We start from the raw sequence: 16,392 nt of genomic DNA on the forward strand, positions 1-16,392 counted from the left end.
AAAGAATGGCCAGCAGGGAGGCGTGGGTGGGCTTGTGCTGGCCGGCCGCGCGTAAGCGCGGCCGGCGCGCTATGGGGAAGTTGTGCTCTAGGTGCGGTGATGCGGAGTAGCGATGCGCCGGACAGTTGGGCGCTGGTAAGGTCGGCCTCGGCGAGGCTGTTGTCCCGCAGCATTGCACCTTGCCAGTTGCTGCCGGGGGCGTGGAGGCGACGGAGTTGTGCGCCGGCCAGATCGGCCTCTGCGAAGGAAGCGCCGATGGCGCTGGCGCCTTGCAGGTTGGCATTGGCTAGCCTTGCGCCAACAAGGCTGGCATCGTCCAGCCTGGCGCCTTGCAGATCGGCCTTGTTTAGGGTGGCTCCATCCAACTGTGCACCGCCCAGCTTGGCCGCAAAAAGGTCGCTCTCGAAAAGGTTTGCCTCGCGCAGATCGGCGTTGGTCAAGTTGGCGTTGCTGAAGTCCTCGTAGGCCAGTTGGGCGCCGCGGAGTTGGGCGCCCGGTGGCAGGAAGTCTGCGCTGTCTTTGGCTGGCAGTTTGATGACTGGGGTGAGCCGGTAGCCCAGCCGCAAGGCGTTTTCAGAGGCTTGGGGGCGGTAATCGGCAAGCAGGACGCGGTGAATGGCGTTGCGGACGGCGTCTTCGCGCTGCCAGGCGCGCATGAGATCGGCCAGGAACTGGCAGACCTCGGGCGACAGGGGCGGGCGGGCGAGGGCATCGGCAAAGGCGTCGGGGGTGGCGTCGTCCTGCACCGCGCGCAGCAGGGCGCGAGCCAGGAAGAACTCGAGAAAGCTGCGGTGGGAGAAGCGGTAGTAGCCGTCGGGGGTGCGGGAGAGGAAGGCCGCGGTGCGCAGCTCCACGTCGAGATTGATCGGGTCGCGGCCGTTGCGGACTTCGGGGCGATCGACGAGGGCGGAGAGGTCGCGGTAGTGGATCTGCTGGCCTTCGCGGCGCCACAACTCAAGGGCCAGAGTTTCGAGGATGCAGCGCAGTTCGTCGCTGCTGCTCTGGCGCTCGGCGGGGCGGATGGATGGGTCGTCGAGCCAGGTGTTGGTGTATTCGAGGTAGAGCGCGCCGGCAGTGATGGTGCTGCCACCGGCCGACAGGCGTGGCAGGGAGCCGATGATGATCTCGATGAGCTGGGGCCGGTCGGCGAGGCTCTTGAGGTTGTAGATGCGGTTGATGGTTGCCCAGGCTTCGGCACCGGGTTTGGGGCCGAGGCGCTTGTGGAGGTAATCCTTGATCTGGGTGTCGTCGAAGCGGGGCAGCAGGTCGATGCGGCCGGCGAAGGCGCGGGCGGCCTGCTCAAGGGGGGCGAGGGTGTCGGTGTGGCCAGCGACGGCGCGGGCGGCATCTTCCCGGTCGCGGAAGAACTGGTCGCGGCAGGTGATGAGGATGCGGTTGGCCTGGCGGCCGTCGCCCTCTGCGGCGGTGGCGGAAACCAGGCCGCGGAACTGCTCGACCACGTTGCGGTAGGCCTGGGCGACGCCCATTTCATCGAAGCTGTCGAGAATCAGCACCAGCCGGCCACGCGCGAGGAGGTGCAGGAAGATGGCGGGGTCGCGCCGCTCGCCGGTGCGGGCGTGCCAGTGGTCGTGGAGGACGTCGGCGAGGCTGGCCTTGGTGGGCCAGTCGCGCAGGTTGATGAGCAGCGGGAACGGGGCGGAGCCCTGTTCACGGATTGCCAGCTGGGCCAACTCGTAGGCGAAGCGGCGGGTGAAGGCGGTCTTGCCGGTGCCGTAGTCGCCGAGCAGCACCCACAGCCGGCTGCCGTCGCCCTTGGCCCAGCGCAGGGCGTAGGCGAGGAGATCCTCGGGTTTGTCGGGGCTGAGTTCGGGGGCAACCCGCTGGTCCACGTAGCAGGTGGCAAGGGGGCTGCTGGCGAATTCGGAGACGAGGCGGTTGAGGTAGGGCGAGAAGTCGATGAGGGCCCGTTCGAGATCGTCGTGGGTGAGGCAGCGGATGTTGAGGCCGCCCGCGGTTTCAAGGGCCTGGGGGCTGAAGCGGCGGGCAACGATCATGCCGCGGGCGCCAAGACTGCGGGCCTTGGCGAGTTGCAGGGCCGCGTGGAGTTTGGTGACGACCTCGACGCCGACGGCGTCCCGGTGGTCTTTGCATTCGACGAGGTAGGTGTTGTGCTCCAAGCCCTGGCGGAGCGTGACGACGAGGTCGATGCGCATGCCGTCGAGGCTTTGTTCCGGCTCGACGGTGTAGCCAAGCATGCGCAGCAGGGCGGCGGTGGTGTCTTCGAAGCGTTTGCCTTGCGCGGCGGTGGAGCGGCGGCGGAGTTGATCGGGGGTGTCGATGCGCTCGCGCTCGGCTTGTTCGCTGAGCGCAGCTTCCTGGCGCTGCTCTGTGTCGATCTCTTGCAGGCGGCGGGTGAGTGCTTCGTAGCGGCTTACGACGGGGTCGTCCGGGGCGGCATCGGTGAGGGCAAGAATGGCTTCGCGCAGGCGCAGGCGGGGGGATTCGGGGATTTCGACGAGGGCTTCGGCGGCGATTCCGAAGTAGTCGCGCCAGGCATTGCGCTGCTCGGCAATCACGTTGGGGTCGTCGGCGCTGATGGGGGATGCGACGAGTTGCAGGCGCAGCGGGGGGAGTGGATCGCGGTCGGCGTCGGATTGCTGCGTGAGTGGCTGGAGGGCCTTCCAGATTTCGCTGAGGCCGCCAGTGTTCTGGGCGCCGTAGTTGCCGACCAGCACCGTGACGTGGGGCAGGACGGCGGCGAGCAGGCCGCCGATGTCGGTGATGCCGGTGCGGGAGTCGAGGACGATGTAGCGGAAGCCGCCACCAGCATCGCTGGCAAACCAGCCGATCAGCGTGCGGAATAGCTGGATGCCAAGGTTGGGCTCATCCGCGAGAAAACGCTGCCAGTTGATTTCCTGATACTGACGGGCAAAGCGGGCGTCGGCCCCGTGGGCGGGCAGGAGGTGGAGATTGGGGCGCCGTTCGACAGGGAGTAGCGCCGCGCCAAGCTTCTTGCAGGCGGCAGCGTCGGGCGGATCGAAGTTGCGGGTCTGCCAGTCGAGCAGCCATTCGAAGAAGCCGCGTTCGTTGGCTTGGGGGCTTGCCAGGTCGGTGATGCGGTGCAGGCCCGGCGCTTCGATGTCGAGATCCCACAGCAAGGTTTTGCCGGAGCGCGCGAGGAGGGCTGCGACGTTGGCGGCGAGGATGCTGCGGCCGACGCCGCCTTTATAGCTGTAGAAAGTGGCGATGAAGGGGGTCATGCGGCGAGCTTGCTGCGTAATGGTTTGACGGCCGGCGCGGGCGCTGCGGCTTGGCCGGCGGGCGTGAGTGTCAGCCGGTTTTCGCGCCCTTCGCGTTTGCGGTCGATGAGGCCGTGGGCTTCCATCAAGCTGAGCAGCTGGGACAGGCGCCCCGGGCTGATTTCGACGTTTCGGTCCTGCAGCTTTTCGGCGAGCACGGGCTGTGAGAGGCCGGTACCGATCAAGCTGAGTACGGTGCGGACGTGAGCACGATTCAGAATGCGCTCGGGTCTGCGGCCTTCTATGGCGTAGCGGCGGGATTCGAGCACGTCATTGAGTGCGCTCCACCGATCACGGCTGGCAGGGGGCAGGCTGCTCTGATTGGCGGTCCGATTGCGGGCGTACTCGATGAGGCGCTGTAACTCGGCGATGCCTTCCGCGTCGTCCTGCCGGGCGGCAGTGTTGGCCGTCCAGGTGACGAGGAGTTGGTCGAGCGTATGCAGGCTGCGTTCGGACCAGTGGTCACTTGCGCCAAGCTGGCGTAGCGCGGCGAGAACATCCGAGGTATCGGCAGTGCTGCTCAACTGGGCAGGTTCGGGGTGAAGCAGGAGTTCTGGAGTCATTGCGTCATGTCTTGCTCTGGGGTAAACAAAGCTAACGGTTTAAGTTTAGTTTGTTTTAGATGTTTGCCGCGAGAGATTTGTGTCACTACCGCACGAGACGCAAATGGTTGCGACCGGCAGCCATTTCTTCCGTGCGCAAGGGAATGTCGACGATCTCGATGGGATTCGGGCAGGGTTGGGGGTCTGCGCCCTGCTGGATGTAACCGAAGGGGTAGTCGCCGTCCCCATTGCTGCCTGGCATGATCTGATTCGCAATGACCGATACGGTGCCACTTTGATTGTGGAGTTGTTTCGTCTTCGTCTGGTGCTGATTGAGCTTGTTGCTCATGCTTGGGACAAGCAGCCAGTCAAGGTCTATGGCACGCAGCAGTTCGCTGATGGGGCCGTCGAAGAGATCCTTGCAGATGGCGAGTCCGAGAAGCCCGATCTCCAGCGGCAGCAGTTGGTAGGGGGTGTCGCAGGGAGAGAGGGCTTCACCCCAGTCTGGACCATCGGGTTCGAACTTGAAGAGAACCTTGCGGCGTTTGTCGAAGTGCATCAGCTGCGCGCCGTCGTGGGCAAGGAGGATGGCTCGGTTTCGCGTGTGGGGCTGATCGGGGCCTTGCGTGGGTTCGTGGTAACTGCCGAGGACGATCAGGGGTGGAAGCCGGCGCGAGTTTTCAATTGCTTCGTCGAGGAGGTGTTCTGCGATGCGGCGGGCGATTTCGGGTGTTGTAGTGAGCTCAGGAAAAACGATGCAGTCCACATTTGCATCGCGAGCCGCATTGAGCGCGCCGAGTATGGATGCGAGTCGGCTGTCCGGGCGGTCTACGCCGGTCATCCGGAAATGATGGACGGCATCGAAGCACGCCAAGGTCTCTTTGACGTAGTCGTCGAAGCGTACGACTGCGATCTTGAAGGCCCCATGTTCGAGCGCTGACTTGCATGCGGTGGCTGTGGCTTGCGGGACGGAAACTGCTTTGGTTGGCGTGCCTCCAACATGGGCGGGAACCACATGGTGGTTGGTGAGGTAGTGGCCGAGAGCCCCGAGGCGGGTGTTGAAACCGGAACCCGATGAAGTTCGTCGGATGATCCAGTGTTGCTCGTCGCCGTCGAAAACGGCGGTGTCAGCCCTCCATGCACCGGGCGCGCTCGTCTCGTAAAGCTCCTGATCGATGGCTTTCAGCCATGCCCTGGGTGACTCCAGGAGTTCCAGCGAAGTTGGGACTTGGTTGTCCCGTAGGCGCGAGATACACGTCTCAATTGAGAGTTTGTCTGCACTGAGCTCCCATGCACCAAGGTGCGCTCGGGCTAGCTGGCAGAAGCGGGCCAAGGCGGACGCCAGGGATGGCGGGTCAGTCTGCAGATACTGGGCAATGCGGTCCAAGATTTTTCGCGCCGGTCGGAAGTTGCCCGAAATTGTATCTGCATAGCATCGCGCGCGGGTGGGCTCAGTTCCGGTCGCTCTTCCGCCTGTCTTGTCGGCATTCGTTGATGCAGTGCACGGTGCCGTCTTCCTGGGCGACTTCGAGCTTCACGGCAAAGCCCCACAGGCGGGCGACGTGCTTGAGGACTTCGTCGGTGTCGCCCGCGAGGGGGCGGCGCTGGTAGACCTGGTGGCGCAGGGTGAGAGAGCGGTCGCCGCGCAGGTCCACATTCCAGACCTGCAGGTTGGGTTCGCGGCTGCCCAGGTTGTAGTTGTCGGAGAGGATTTCGCGCACGCGGCGGTAGCCAGATTCGTCGTGGATGGCGGAGATCTTGAGCTTGCTGTCCTTGTCGTCGTCGAGGATGGCGAAGAGCCGGAAATCCCGCATCACCTTGGGCGACAGGAACTGGGCGACGAAGCTCTCGTCCTTGAAGTTGCGCATGGCGAAGTCGAAGGTCTCGCGCCAGTCGCTGCCGGCGATGTCGGGGAACCAGTAGCGGTCTTCGTCGGTGGGGGCTTCGCAGATGCGGCGGATGTCCTGCCACATGGCAAAGCCCAGGGCGTAGGGGTTGAGGCCGCGATACCAGGGTTCGCTGTAGCTGGGTTGGTAGACGACGTTGGTGTGGGAGTGGAGGAACTCCATCATGAAGCTGTCGGTGAGCAGCCCTTCGTCGTACATCGTGTTGAGCAGGGTGTAGTGCCAGTAGGTGGCCCAGCCTTCGTTCATCACCTGGGTCTGGCGCTGGGGGAAGAAGTACTGGCCGATCTTGCGCACGATGCGCACGATCTCGCGCTGCCAGGGTTCGAGGAGCGGGGCGTTCTTCTCGATGAAGTAGAGGAGGTTCTCCTGGGGTTCGGGCGGGAAGCGCCGGGCTTCGACGGTGGCGGTGCGCTGCTGCTGGGTGGGCAGGGTGCGCCACAGGTCGTTGACCTGGCTCTGCAGGTATTCGGCGCGCTCCCGCTGGCGGGTGAGTTCCTTGTCGAGCGAGAGCTTGGCGGGGCGCTTGTAGCGATCCACGCCGACGTTCATGAGGGCGTGGCAGGAGTCGAGGAGGAGTTCGACTTCCTCTTCGCCGTAGCGCTCTTCGCACTCGGTGAGGTAGTTCTTGGCGAAGATCAGGTAGTCGACGATGGCGTCGGCGTTGGTCCATTGGCGGAAGAGGTAGTTGCCCTTGAAGAAGCTGTTGTGGCCGTAGGCGGCGTGGGCGATCACCAGGGCCTGCATCGTCATGGTGTTCTCTTCCATGAGGTAGGCGATGCAGGGGTTGGAGTTGATCACGATCTCGTAGGCGAGGCCCATCTGGCCGCGGCGGTAGCCCTTTTCGGTCTGCAGGAAGCTCTTGCCGAAGGACCAGTGGTGGTAGTTGACGGGCATGCCGACGGACGAGTAGGCGTCCATCATCTGCTCGGAGGTGATGACTTCGATCTGGATGGGGTAGGTGTCGAGGCCGAAGCTGCGCGCCACGCGGTCGATCTCGGCGTGGTAGGTCTCGATGAGTTCGAAGGTCCACTCGCCGGGGGCCGGGAGGGGTTTCTTCCGCCGGGGTCGGGTCACTGTGCTCATGCCAGTTTCTTCTTGAAGAGTTCGCGGAACACGGGGTAGATGTCGGGCAGCCCTTCGATGTGCTGCATCGCAAAGTTGGGGTGGGCGCCGACCAGCTTTTCGTACTCGCGCCACAGGTTCTGCGGCTCGCCGGGGGTGATCTCGATGTAGGCGAAGTACTGGAGGAAGGGCAGGATCGAGGCGGTGAGCAGCTCGCGGCAGTGGGGCGAGTCGTTCTCCCAGTTGTCGCCGTCGGAGGCCTGGGCGCCGTAGATGTTCCAGGCGCCGTTGGCGTAGCGCTGGTGGAGCACATCGCGCATCAGCTCAAGGGCGCTCGACACCACGGTGCCGCCGGATTCGCGGGAGTGGAAGAAGTCTTCCTCGTTGACTTCCTTGGCCACCGTGTGGTGGCGGATGAACACCACCTCGATGTGCTCGTAGGTGCGGGTGAGGAAGAGGTAGAGCAGCATGAAGAAGCGCTTGGCGGTGGCCTTCTTCCCTTCGTCCATCGAGCCCGACACGTCCATGATGCAGAACATCACCGCCTGGGTGGTGGGCTTGGGCACCTTGGTGCGGTTGTTGTAGCGCAGGTCGAAGGTGTCGATGAAGGGGATGGCCTCGATCTTGGCACGCAGGATGCCGATCTCGTCCTTCAGGCGGATCACCTCCGGGTCGTCTTCCGGGCGGGTTTCGAGGAGTTCCTCCAGTTGCTTCTGCAGCTCGCGCAGGGTGCCGCGGTAGGGCGACGACAGCGCCAGCCGGCGGCCGAGGGCGCCGCGCAGGGAGCGCACCACGTTGATGTTGGCCGGCGTGCCGTCGTTGGTGAAGCCGGCGCGCTGGCTCTTGTACTCGTGGATGCGGGCGAGCTGGGTCTTGACCAGATTGGGCAGCGCGAGGTCGTCGAAGAAGACGTCGAGGAACTCCTCGCGGGAGAGATTGAAGACGAAATCGTCCTCGCCTTCGCCCTCGTTGCTGGCCTTGCCCTTGCCGCCGCCGCCTTGCGGGCGGTTAACCTGGTCGCCGGTGGAGAACTGGTCATTGCCGGTGAATATGGTCTCCCACACCCCGCCGCGTCCGTGATGAAACTGCGGTTCGGACAGATCCTTGGCGGGGATGGAGACGCTCTCGCCGTTGTCCAGATCCTTGATGGAGCGGCCGGCAATGGCGTCGGCCACCGCCTCGCGGATCTGGTTCTTGAAACGGCGCATGAACCGCTGCCGGTTCACAGCACTCTTGTTCTTGCTGTCGAACCGGCGATCGATGATTCGGACCATTCGAGCCTCTCGAGCTGTTGGCGGGCGGCCGGCCGGACGGGGCCGGCACCCGTGCGGTCAGGACGACTTGCGGACGCGCAGATACCACTCGCAGAGCAAGCGGACCTGCTTCTCGGTGTAGCCCTTTTCGATCATGCGATTGACGAAGTTCTGGTGCTTCTTCTGCTCGTCGCCGCTGGCCTTGGCGTTGAAGCTGATGACGGGCAGCAGCTCCTCGGTGTTGGAGAACATCTTCTTCTCGATCACCGCGCGGAGCTTTTCGTAGCTGGTCCAGCTCGGGTTCTTGCCGTTGTTCTTGGCGCGGGCGCGGAGCACGAAGTTCACCACCTCGTTGCGGAAGTCCTTCGGGTTGCTGATGCCGGCCGGCTTCTCGATCTTCTCTAGCTCGTCGTTGAGCGCGTTGCGATCGAGGATCTCGCCGGTGTTCTGGTCGCGGTATTCCTGATCCTGGATCCAGAAGTCGGCGTAGGTTACGTAGCGGTCGAAGATGTTCTGGCCGTACTCGCTGTAGCTTTCAAGGTAGGCTGTCTGGATCTCCTTGCCGATGAACTCGGCGTAGCGCGGGGCGAGGAACTCCTTGATGAAGGCGAGGTACTTGGCTTCGTTCTCGGGCGGGTATTGCTCCTGGGCGATCTGCTGCTCGAGCACGTACATGAGGTGCACCGGGTTGGCGGCGACTTCCCGGTGGTCGAAGTTGAACACCTTGGACAGCACCTTGAAGGCGAAGCGGGTGGAGAGCCCGTTCATGCCTTCGTCCACGCCGGCGTAGTCGCGGTATTCCTGGTAGCTCTTGGCCTTCGGGTCGGTGTCCTTCAGGTTCTCGCCGTCGTACACCCGCATCTTGGAGAACAGGCTGGAGTTCTCGGGCTCCTTGACCCGCGACAGCACCGCAAACTGCGCCATCATCTTGAGGGTGTCGGGCGCGCAGGGGGCGTGGGACAGCGAGCTGTTGGTGAGCAGCTTCTCGTAGATACGCACTTCGTCGGATACCCGCAGGCAGTAGGGCACCTTGACGGTGTAGATCCGGTCGAGGAAGGCCTCGTTGTTGCGGTTGTTCTTGAACGCCGCCCATTCCGATTCGTTGGAGTGGGCCATCACGATGCCGTCGAAGGGGATCGCGCCGAAGCCTTCGGTGCCCTTGTAGTTGCCTTCCTGGGTGGCGGTGAGGAGCGGGTGGAGCACCTTGATCGGCGCCTTGAACATCTCGACGAACTCCAGCAGGCCGCGGTTGGCCAGGCACAGGCCACCGGAGTAGGAGTAGGCATCCGGGTCGTCCTGGGAGAACTGCTCCAGCTTGCGGATGTCGATCTTGCCCACCAGCGACGAGATGTCCTGGTTGTTCTCGTCGCCGGGTTCGGTCTTGGCCACCGCAACCTGGCGGAGCACCGACGGGCGCAGCTTGACTACCTTGAAGCGGGTGATGTCGCCGTTGAACTCGTGCAGGCGCTTGACCGCCCACGGGCTCATGATGGTGTTGAGGTAGCGCCGGGGGATGCCGTAGTCGTCTTCGAGGATTGCGCCATCCTCTTCCATGCTGAACAGCCCGAGGGGCGATTCATGCACCGGCGAACCCTTGATGGCGTAGAAGGGGATCTTCTCGACCAGCGACTTGAGCTTCTCCGCCAGGGAGCTCTTGCCGCCGCCCACCGGCCCGAGGAGATAGAGGATCTGTTTCTTTTCCTCCAGACCCTGCCCGGCGTGTCGGAAATACGACACGATGTTCTCGATCGATTCCTCCATCCCGTAGAAATCCCGGAAGGCCGGATAGATCTTGATCATCTTGTTGGAAAAGATGCGCGACAGGCGCGGGTCGAGGCGCGTATCGACAAGCTCCGGTTCGCCGATGGCCTGCAGCATCCGTTCGGCCGAGGTCGCAAAGGCCATCCGGTCGGTCTTGCATAGCTCCAGGTATTCCTGGACCGACATTTCCTCTTCCCGAGTCGTCTCGTAACGGGTCTGGAAGCTGGTGAAGATACTCATCTGATGTCTCCCGGGGGCAGGGCACCTGGGGCCGGTGCCGGTTTCAACGTCGTCCAACACACTGGATAACGACACATGAAGCAGAACGTTGAGTCGAGTACTTCCTGGGCTGGCGGATATTCATTTCGAGCCCGCGCTTACAGGCGTAGCAGGAGTGTGATAGCTGAAGAACGCCATCGGTTCCATCGATTCCGAGGGACTTTGTCACGCCCGGCGCCCGTCGTGGGGCATTGCCGGCGCATTGCAGGCCGGGCTGCGAGCCAATCGGCGTGCTGTGTTAGACTAAAGGTTTTTCCGGCGACTTCATGGCGGTCGGGTTTGGGGAGGCACGGGTCTTGCTCTGCTTTCTCTGCCTGTGTCGTGCGGCGTCATTGTCAAGAACGATCAGGGAATTTTCATGAGCAACCAGGAAACCGTGGTGAGCGCACTCGAGCGCCGTATCGATATGTCCGTGCCGCTGGCTGAAATCGACAAGGATGTGGATGCCCGTCTGAAGAAGATGGCGCGTACCGTCAAGATGCCGGGGTTCCGTCCGGGGAAGGTCCCGTTCCGGATGGTCGCGCAGACCTACGGCCCGCAGGCCCGCTCCGAAGCCATCGGTGCCGCCGTCGAGCGCGTGCTCGGCGAACAGATCCGCGCCCTGAGCCTGCGCGTGGCCGGCTACCCGAACATCGAGCCGAAGGAATCCACCGGCACCGACGCCCTGGAATTCACCGCCGTCTTCGAGGTCTATCCGGAAATCGCGATCGCCGATGTCAGCGGCCAGGAAGTCGAGCGCCCGCAGCTCGACGTGACCGACGCCGAAGTGGACAAGACCCTCGACGTCCTGCGCAAGCAGCGCACCACTTTCGTGCAGGCCGAGCGCGCCGCCCAGGACGGTGACCGCGTGGTGGTCGACTTCACCGGCCGCAAGGATGGCGTCGAGTTCGAAGGTGGCAAGGCAACCGATTTCGCCTTCGTGATCGGTGGCGGTCAGATGCTCAAGGATTTCGAAACCGCCGTGCTGGGCCTCTCCGCCGGTGAGTCGAAGACCTTCGACATGACCTTCCCGGCCGAATATCACGCCGCCAACCTGGCCGGCCAGACCGTCCAGTTCGACGTCTCCGTGAAGAAGGTTGAGGCGCCGCAGCTGCCGGAAGTCGACGCCGAGTTCGCCAAGTCCCTGGGCATCGCCGACGGCGACGTGGCCAAGATGCGCGAAGAAGTGAAGGCCAACCTGGAGCGCGAAGTGAAGCGCCGTATCCAGGCCAAGGTCAAGGAGCGCGTGATGAACGTGCTGATCGAAACCCACCCGATCGAAGTGCCGAAGGCTCTCATCGCTCAGGAATCTCAGCAGCTTGCCGAAAACGCCAAGCGTGACTTCGAAGCCCGCGGCATGAAGACCAAGGATCTGCCCATCGACGCCAGCTGGTTTGGCGAGCAGGCTGCCCGCCGCGTCAAGCTTGGCCTCATCATGTCCGAGCTGGTCAAGAGCAAGGAACTGCACGCCAAGCCCGAGCAGATCCGTGCCACCATTGAAGACTTCGCGGCCAGCTACGAAGATCCGAGTGAGGTGGTCGGCTGGTACTACTCCCAGCCCCAGCGTCTGGCCCAGGCCGAAGCGCTGGTGATCGAGGACAACGTGGTGGAGTGGGTCGTGAGCAACGCCAAGACGACCGACAAGGCCATCTCTTTTGACGAACTTATGGGCAATGCGGCTTAATTCCGCGGAAAGCGACAGGAAATGAATCCATTGACACCCCCGTTTTCTCGTAGCGACTGGGATCCGGTCGGGCTCGGCCTCATCCCGATGGTGGTCGAGCAGAGCGGTCGCGGCGAGCGGTCGTACGACATCTACTCGCGCCTGCTCAAGGAGCGGGTGGTGTTTCTGGTCGGGCCGGTCAACGACGTGACCGCCAACCTGATCGTGGCCCAGTTGCTGTTCCTTGAATCCGAGAACCCGGACAAGGACATCTTCTTCTACATCAACTCCCCGGGCGGTTCGGTCACGGCTGGTATGGCGATCTACGACACCATGCAGTTCATCAAGCCGGACGTGAGCACCCTGTGCATCGGGCAGGCGGCCAGCATGGGCGCCTTCCTGCTGGCGGCCGGTGCGAAGGACAAGCGGTTCTCGCTGCCGAACTCCCGCATCATGATCCACCAGCCGCTGGGCGGCTTCCAGGGTCAGGCTTCGGACATCGAGATCCACGCCCGCGAGATCCTGTCCCTCCGTGCCAAGCTCAACGACATGCTCGCCAAGCACACCGGCCAGCCTGTCGAGGCCATCGAGAAGGACACGGACCGCGACAACTTCATGTCGGCCGAGGAGGCCATGCGCTACGGCATCGTCGACAAGGTCCTCACCAGCCGCGCCGACGTGGCTTGATCGGTTCCAGCATTCAGTACAGAGAGGAAGGCAGTAATGGCGGACAAGAAAACGAGCGGCGAAAAGCTCCTGTATTGCTCGTTCTGCGGCAAGAGCCAACACGAGGTCCGCAAGCTGATCGCGGGTCCGTCGGTGTTCATCTGCGACGAGTGCATCGAGCTGTGCAACGACATCATTCGCGACGAAATTACTGCGGACACCGGCAGCGCCAAGGGCATCAAGGGTGAACTCCCGTCTCCGCGGGAGATCTCCGAGATCCTCGACCAGTACGTGATCGGACAGAGCGCAGCCAAGCGCATCCTGTCGGTGGCGGTGTACAACCACTACAAGCGGCTGCGCCACCTCTCCAAGACCCACGACGACGTCGAGCTCTCGAAGAGCAACATCCTGCTGGTCGGCCCGACCGGTTCGGGCAAGACCCTTCTCGCCCAGACCCTCGCCCGGCTGCTCAACGTGCCCTTCGTGATGGCCGACGCCACCACCCTCACCGAGGCCGGCTACGTGGGCGAGGACGTCGAGAACATCATCCAGAAGCTGCTCCAGAAGTGCGATTACGAAGTGGACAAGGCCCAGCAGGGCATCGTCTACATCGACGAGATCGACAAGATCTCCCGCAAGTCCGACAACCCCTCCATCACCCGCGACGTCTCGGGCGAAGGGGTTCAGCAGGCGCTGCTCAAGCTCATCGAGGGCACCATCGCCTCGGTGCCGCCGCAGGGCGGGCGCAAGCACCCGAACCAGGATTTCGTGCAGGTGGACACCACCAACATCCTGTTCGTCTGTGGCGGCGCCTTCGACGGTCTCGACAAGGTGATCCGCAACCGTACCGAGCAGGTCGGCATCGGTTTCGGCGCCGAGGTGAAGAGCCGCGAGAGCAAGAACGTCTCGGAATCCCTGCGCAACGTCGAGCCGGAAGACCTCATCAAATTCGGCCTCATCCCCGAGCTGATCGGCCGTCTGCCGGTGGTTGCCACGCTGCAGGAACTCGACGAGGATGCCCTCATCCAGATCCTCATCGAGCCGAAGAACGCACTCATCAAGCAGTATCAGAAACTGTTTTCGATGGAAGGCGTCGAACTCGAGGTGCGGCCGGCGGCCCTTCAGGCCATCGCCCGCAAGGCGCTCAAGCGCAAGACCGGTGCCCGCGGTCTGCGCTCGATCCTTGAAGCGACGCTGCTCGACACCATGTATGAGTTGCCATCCATGGAAAATGTGTCCAAAGTCGTGATCGACGAAGGCATGATCGATGGCGGCGCCCAGCCGATCCTGATCTACGCCGATCAGCCCAAGGTCTCCGGCTCCAACTGAAATCAGGCAGAAGAAGTTTCACCCGACTGCTTGAATTGATGTCGCTGAGGCCCCATATGGGGCCTTAGTGCCTTTAAAGGAATAATCATGTCGAGCACGCTTGACCTCTCCGAAGACCAAGTCGAACTGCCGCTGCTGCCGCTGCGCGACGTCGTCGTCTTCCCGCACATGGTGATCCCGCTGTTCGTGGGTCGCCCCAAGTCCATCAAGGCGCTCGAGAACGCCATGGAGGCCGGCAAGAGCATCCTGCTGGTCGCCCAGAAGTCTGCCGCCAAGGACGAACCCTCGGCCGACGATCTCTACGATCTGGGCTGCATCGCCAACATCCTGCAGATGCTCAAGCTGCCCGACGGCACCGTCAAGGTGCTGGTCGAAGGCGTGCAGCGGGCCCGCGTGGTGTCGGTCGAAGACCTGCGCACCCTGTTCGTGGCCAAGGCCCAGCCGATGCCCGCCGCCGAGACGCCGGACAACGAGGTCGAGGCCATGCGCCGGGCCATCATCAGCCAGTTCGACCAGTACGTTAAGCTCAACAAGAAGATCCCGCCGGAGATCCTCAGCTCCCTGTCGGGCATCGAGGACCCGGGCCGGCTGGCAGACACCATCGCCGCCCACCTGCCGCTCAAGCTCGAGCAGAAGCAGGAAATCCTCGAGATGTTCGACGCCGGCGAGCGCCTGGAGCGCCTGCTCAACCAGCTCGAGACCGAGCTCGACATCCTGCAGGTCGAGAAGCGCATCCGTGGCCGGGTCAAGCGCCAGATGGAGAAGAGCCAGCGCGAGTACTACCTGAACGAGCAGGTCAAGGCCATCCAGAAGGAACTCGGCGAGGGTGAGGACGGAGCCGATCTTGAGGAAATGGACAAGAAGATCAAGGCCGCCGGCATGACCAAGGAGGCCATGGCCAAGGCCCAGGCCGAGCTCAAGAAGCTGCGCCTGATGTCGCCCATGTCCGCCGAAGCCACGGTGGTCCGCAACTACATCGAGACCCTCGTCGGCCTACCCTGGAAGAAGAAGTCGCGCATCAGCAAGGATCTGGCCGAAGCCGAGAAGATCCTCGACAAGGAGCACTACGGCCTCGAGAAGGTCAAGGAGCGCATCCTCGAATACCTCGCCGTGCAGCAGCGGGTGGACAAGCTCAAGGCCCCGATCCTGTGCCTCGTCGGGCCCCCGGGCGTCGGCAAGACCTCCCTCGGTCAGTCGGTGGCCCGTGCCACCAACCGCAAGTTCGTGCGCATGAGCCTCGGCGGCGTGCGTGACGAGGCCGAGATCCGCGGCCACCGCCGCACCTACATCGGCTCGATGCCGGGCAAGATCCTCCAGAACATGTCCAAGGTTGCGGTGCGCAACCCGCTGTTCCTGCTGGATGAAGTGGACAAGATGGGCCAGGACTTCCGCGGCGATCCGTCGTCGGCGCTGCTGGAGGTGCTCGACCCCGAGCAGAACTCCACCTTCGTCGACCACTACATCGAGGTGGAGTACGACCTGTCGGACGTGATGTTCGTGGCCACCGCCAACACCCTCAACATTCCGGCCCCGCTGCTTGACCGGATGGAACTCATCCGCCTGTCGGGCTACACCGAGGACGAGAAGGTCAACATCGCCCAGCGTTATCTCGTGCCCAAGCAGATGAACAACAATGGGATCAAGCGCGAGGAGTTGTCGGTTACCGAAGACGCCATCCGCGACATCGTGCGCTTCTATACCCGCGAGGCGGGCGTGCGGGGGCTTGAGCGCGAGGTGTCGAAGGTCTGCCGCAAGGTCGTCAAGGCGCTGGTGCTGGGCAAGCGCAAGGCCAAGGTGGTGGTGAACGCCAAGAACATCGACAAGTACCTGGGCGTGCGCAAGTACACCTTCGGTGTGGCCGAGAAGGAAAACCAGATTGGCCAGGTGACCGGCCTCGCCTGGACTGAAGTGGGCGGCGAGCTGCTCACCGTCGAAGCCGTGGCGCTGCCGGGCAAGGGCAAGATCATGACCACCGGCAAGCTCGGCGAGGTCATGCAGGAGTCCATCCAGGCGGCCCTGTCGGTGGTGCGTCGGCGTTCGAAGTCGCTGGGCATCCAGGAGGATTTCTACCAGAAGTCCGACATCCACATCCACCTGCCGGAAGGCGCGATCCCCAAGGACGGCCCGTCCGCCGGCATCGCGATCTGCACGGGCCTGGTGTCGGTGCTGACGGGCATCCCGGTGCGCTGCGATGTGGCGATGACCGGCGAGATCACCCTGCGCGGCGAAGTCCTGCCCATCGGCGGTCTGAAGGAAAAGCTGCTGGCGGCCGTCCGCGGCGGTATCCGTACGGCGCTGATCCCCCAGGAGAACGTCAAGGATCTCACCGAGATTCCCGACAACGTGAAGAACGAGCTGGAGATCATCCCCGTCAAGTGGATCGACCAGGTGCTGGAGCACGCGCTCGAGCGCATGCCCGAGGCGCTGCCGGATACGCCGGCAACCGAAGTTGCGGTTGCCAAGCCGGCCGAACCGGCCGAGAACGGCGAGGTCGTGAAGCACTGACCCGCATCGTCATGATGCAGAAAGAGGCCGGCTGTGACGCCGGCCTCTTTTTTTGTGCCTGACCCGTCCTGAAATAGCTTGACACTTTTTTGCCGTAGCAAGGAAGCGTCAATGGAATCAAAGCACAAGCGGACCCAGCGGGATTACAGCCTGGCTTTTAAGCTCTCGGTTGTCGAGCAGGTTGAA

General features: G+C 63.3%; 10 protein-coding genes. 4 read left to right on the forward strand and 6 right to left on the reverse strand.

Annotation, left to right across the window (positions count from 1 at the left end):
* The 6 genes from ACE3N6_RS16895 to ACE3N6_RS16920 form a co-directional block, all read right to left on the reverse strand.
* Positions 1-3,221, reverse strand: a 3,221-nt coding sequence (locus ACE3N6_RS16895; protein ID WP_374246970.1) for a KGGVGR-motif variant AAA ATPase, incomplete at its 3' end; no start/stop codon positions are given.
* On the reverse strand, positions 3,218-3,823 hold the full coding sequence (locus ACE3N6_RS16900) for a hypothetical protein (RefSeq protein WP_374246971.1): 606 nt from the start codon (positions 3,821-3,823) through the stop codon (positions 3,218-3,220). The genes ACE3N6_RS16900 and ACE3N6_RS16895, both read right to left, overlap by 4 nt.
* 85 nt (positions 3,824-3,908) lie before the next feature.
* The gene (locus ACE3N6_RS16905) at positions 3,909-5,189 is read right to left on the reverse strand and encodes a nitrilase-related carbon-nitrogen hydrolase (RefSeq protein ID WP_374246972.1); all 1,281 of its coding nucleotides are present in this window, start codon (positions 5,187-5,189) and stop codon (positions 3,909-3,911) included.
* A 64-nt stretch (positions 5,190-5,253) separates the two neighbouring features.
* The gene (locus tag ACE3N6_RS16910) at positions 5,254-6,792 is read right to left on the reverse strand and encodes a SpoVR family protein (RefSeq protein WP_374246973.1); all 1,539 of its coding nucleotides are present in this window, start codon (positions 6,790-6,792) and stop codon (positions 5,254-5,256) included.
* Positions 6,789-8,045, reverse strand: coding sequence for a YeaH/YhbH family protein (locus tag ACE3N6_RS16915; protein WP_374246974.1), 1,257 nt, complete (start codon positions 8,043-8,045; stop codon positions 6,789-6,791). The genes ACE3N6_RS16910 and ACE3N6_RS16915 overlap by 4 nt, the downstream gene beginning before the upstream one ends.
* A gap of 57 nt (positions 8,046-8,102) precedes the next feature.
* On the reverse strand, positions 8,103-10,025 hold the full coding sequence (locus tag ACE3N6_RS16920; protein ID WP_374246975.1) for a PrkA family serine protein kinase: 1,923 nt from the start codon (positions 10,023-10,025) through the stop codon (positions 8,103-8,105).
* 397 nt (positions 10,026-10,422) lie between these two features.
* Between ACE3N6_RS16920 and tig the strand changes: the two genes are divergently transcribed.
* The 4 genes from tig (at position 10,423) to lon (ending at position 16,206) form a co-directional block, all read left to right on the forward strand.
* Entirely contained in the window at positions 10,423-11,727 is a 1,305-nt protein-coding gene (gene tig, locus ACE3N6_RS16925; RefSeq protein WP_374246976.1) for a trigger factor, read from the forward strand.
* A 21-nt stretch (positions 11,728-11,748) separates the two neighbouring features.
* Positions 11,749-12,393: an ATP-dependent Clp endopeptidase proteolytic subunit ClpP gene (clpP, locus tag ACE3N6_RS16930; protein ID WP_374246977.1), complete on the forward strand. Its 645-nt coding sequence runs from the start codon at positions 11,749-11,751 to the stop codon at positions 12,391-12,393.
* 36 nt (positions 12,394-12,429) lie between these two features.
* Positions 12,430-13,701, forward strand: a complete 1,272-nt coding sequence (gene clpX, locus ACE3N6_RS16935) for an ATP-dependent Clp protease ATP-binding subunit ClpX (RefSeq protein WP_374246978.1) — start codon at positions 12,430-12,432, stop codon at positions 13,699-13,701.
* Between the two features lie 87 nt (positions 13,702-13,788).
* On the forward strand, positions 13,789-16,206 hold the full coding sequence (gene lon, locus ACE3N6_RS16940; RefSeq protein ID WP_374246979.1) for an endopeptidase La: 2,418 nt from the start codon (positions 13,789-13,791) through the stop codon (positions 16,204-16,206).
* Positions 16,207-16,392 lie beyond the last annotated feature (186 nt).

The organism is Zoogloea sp. (assembly GCF_041904905.1).
Classification (GTDB): domain Bacteria; phylum Pseudomonadota; class Gammaproteobacteria; order Burkholderiales; family Rhodocyclaceae; genus Zoogloea.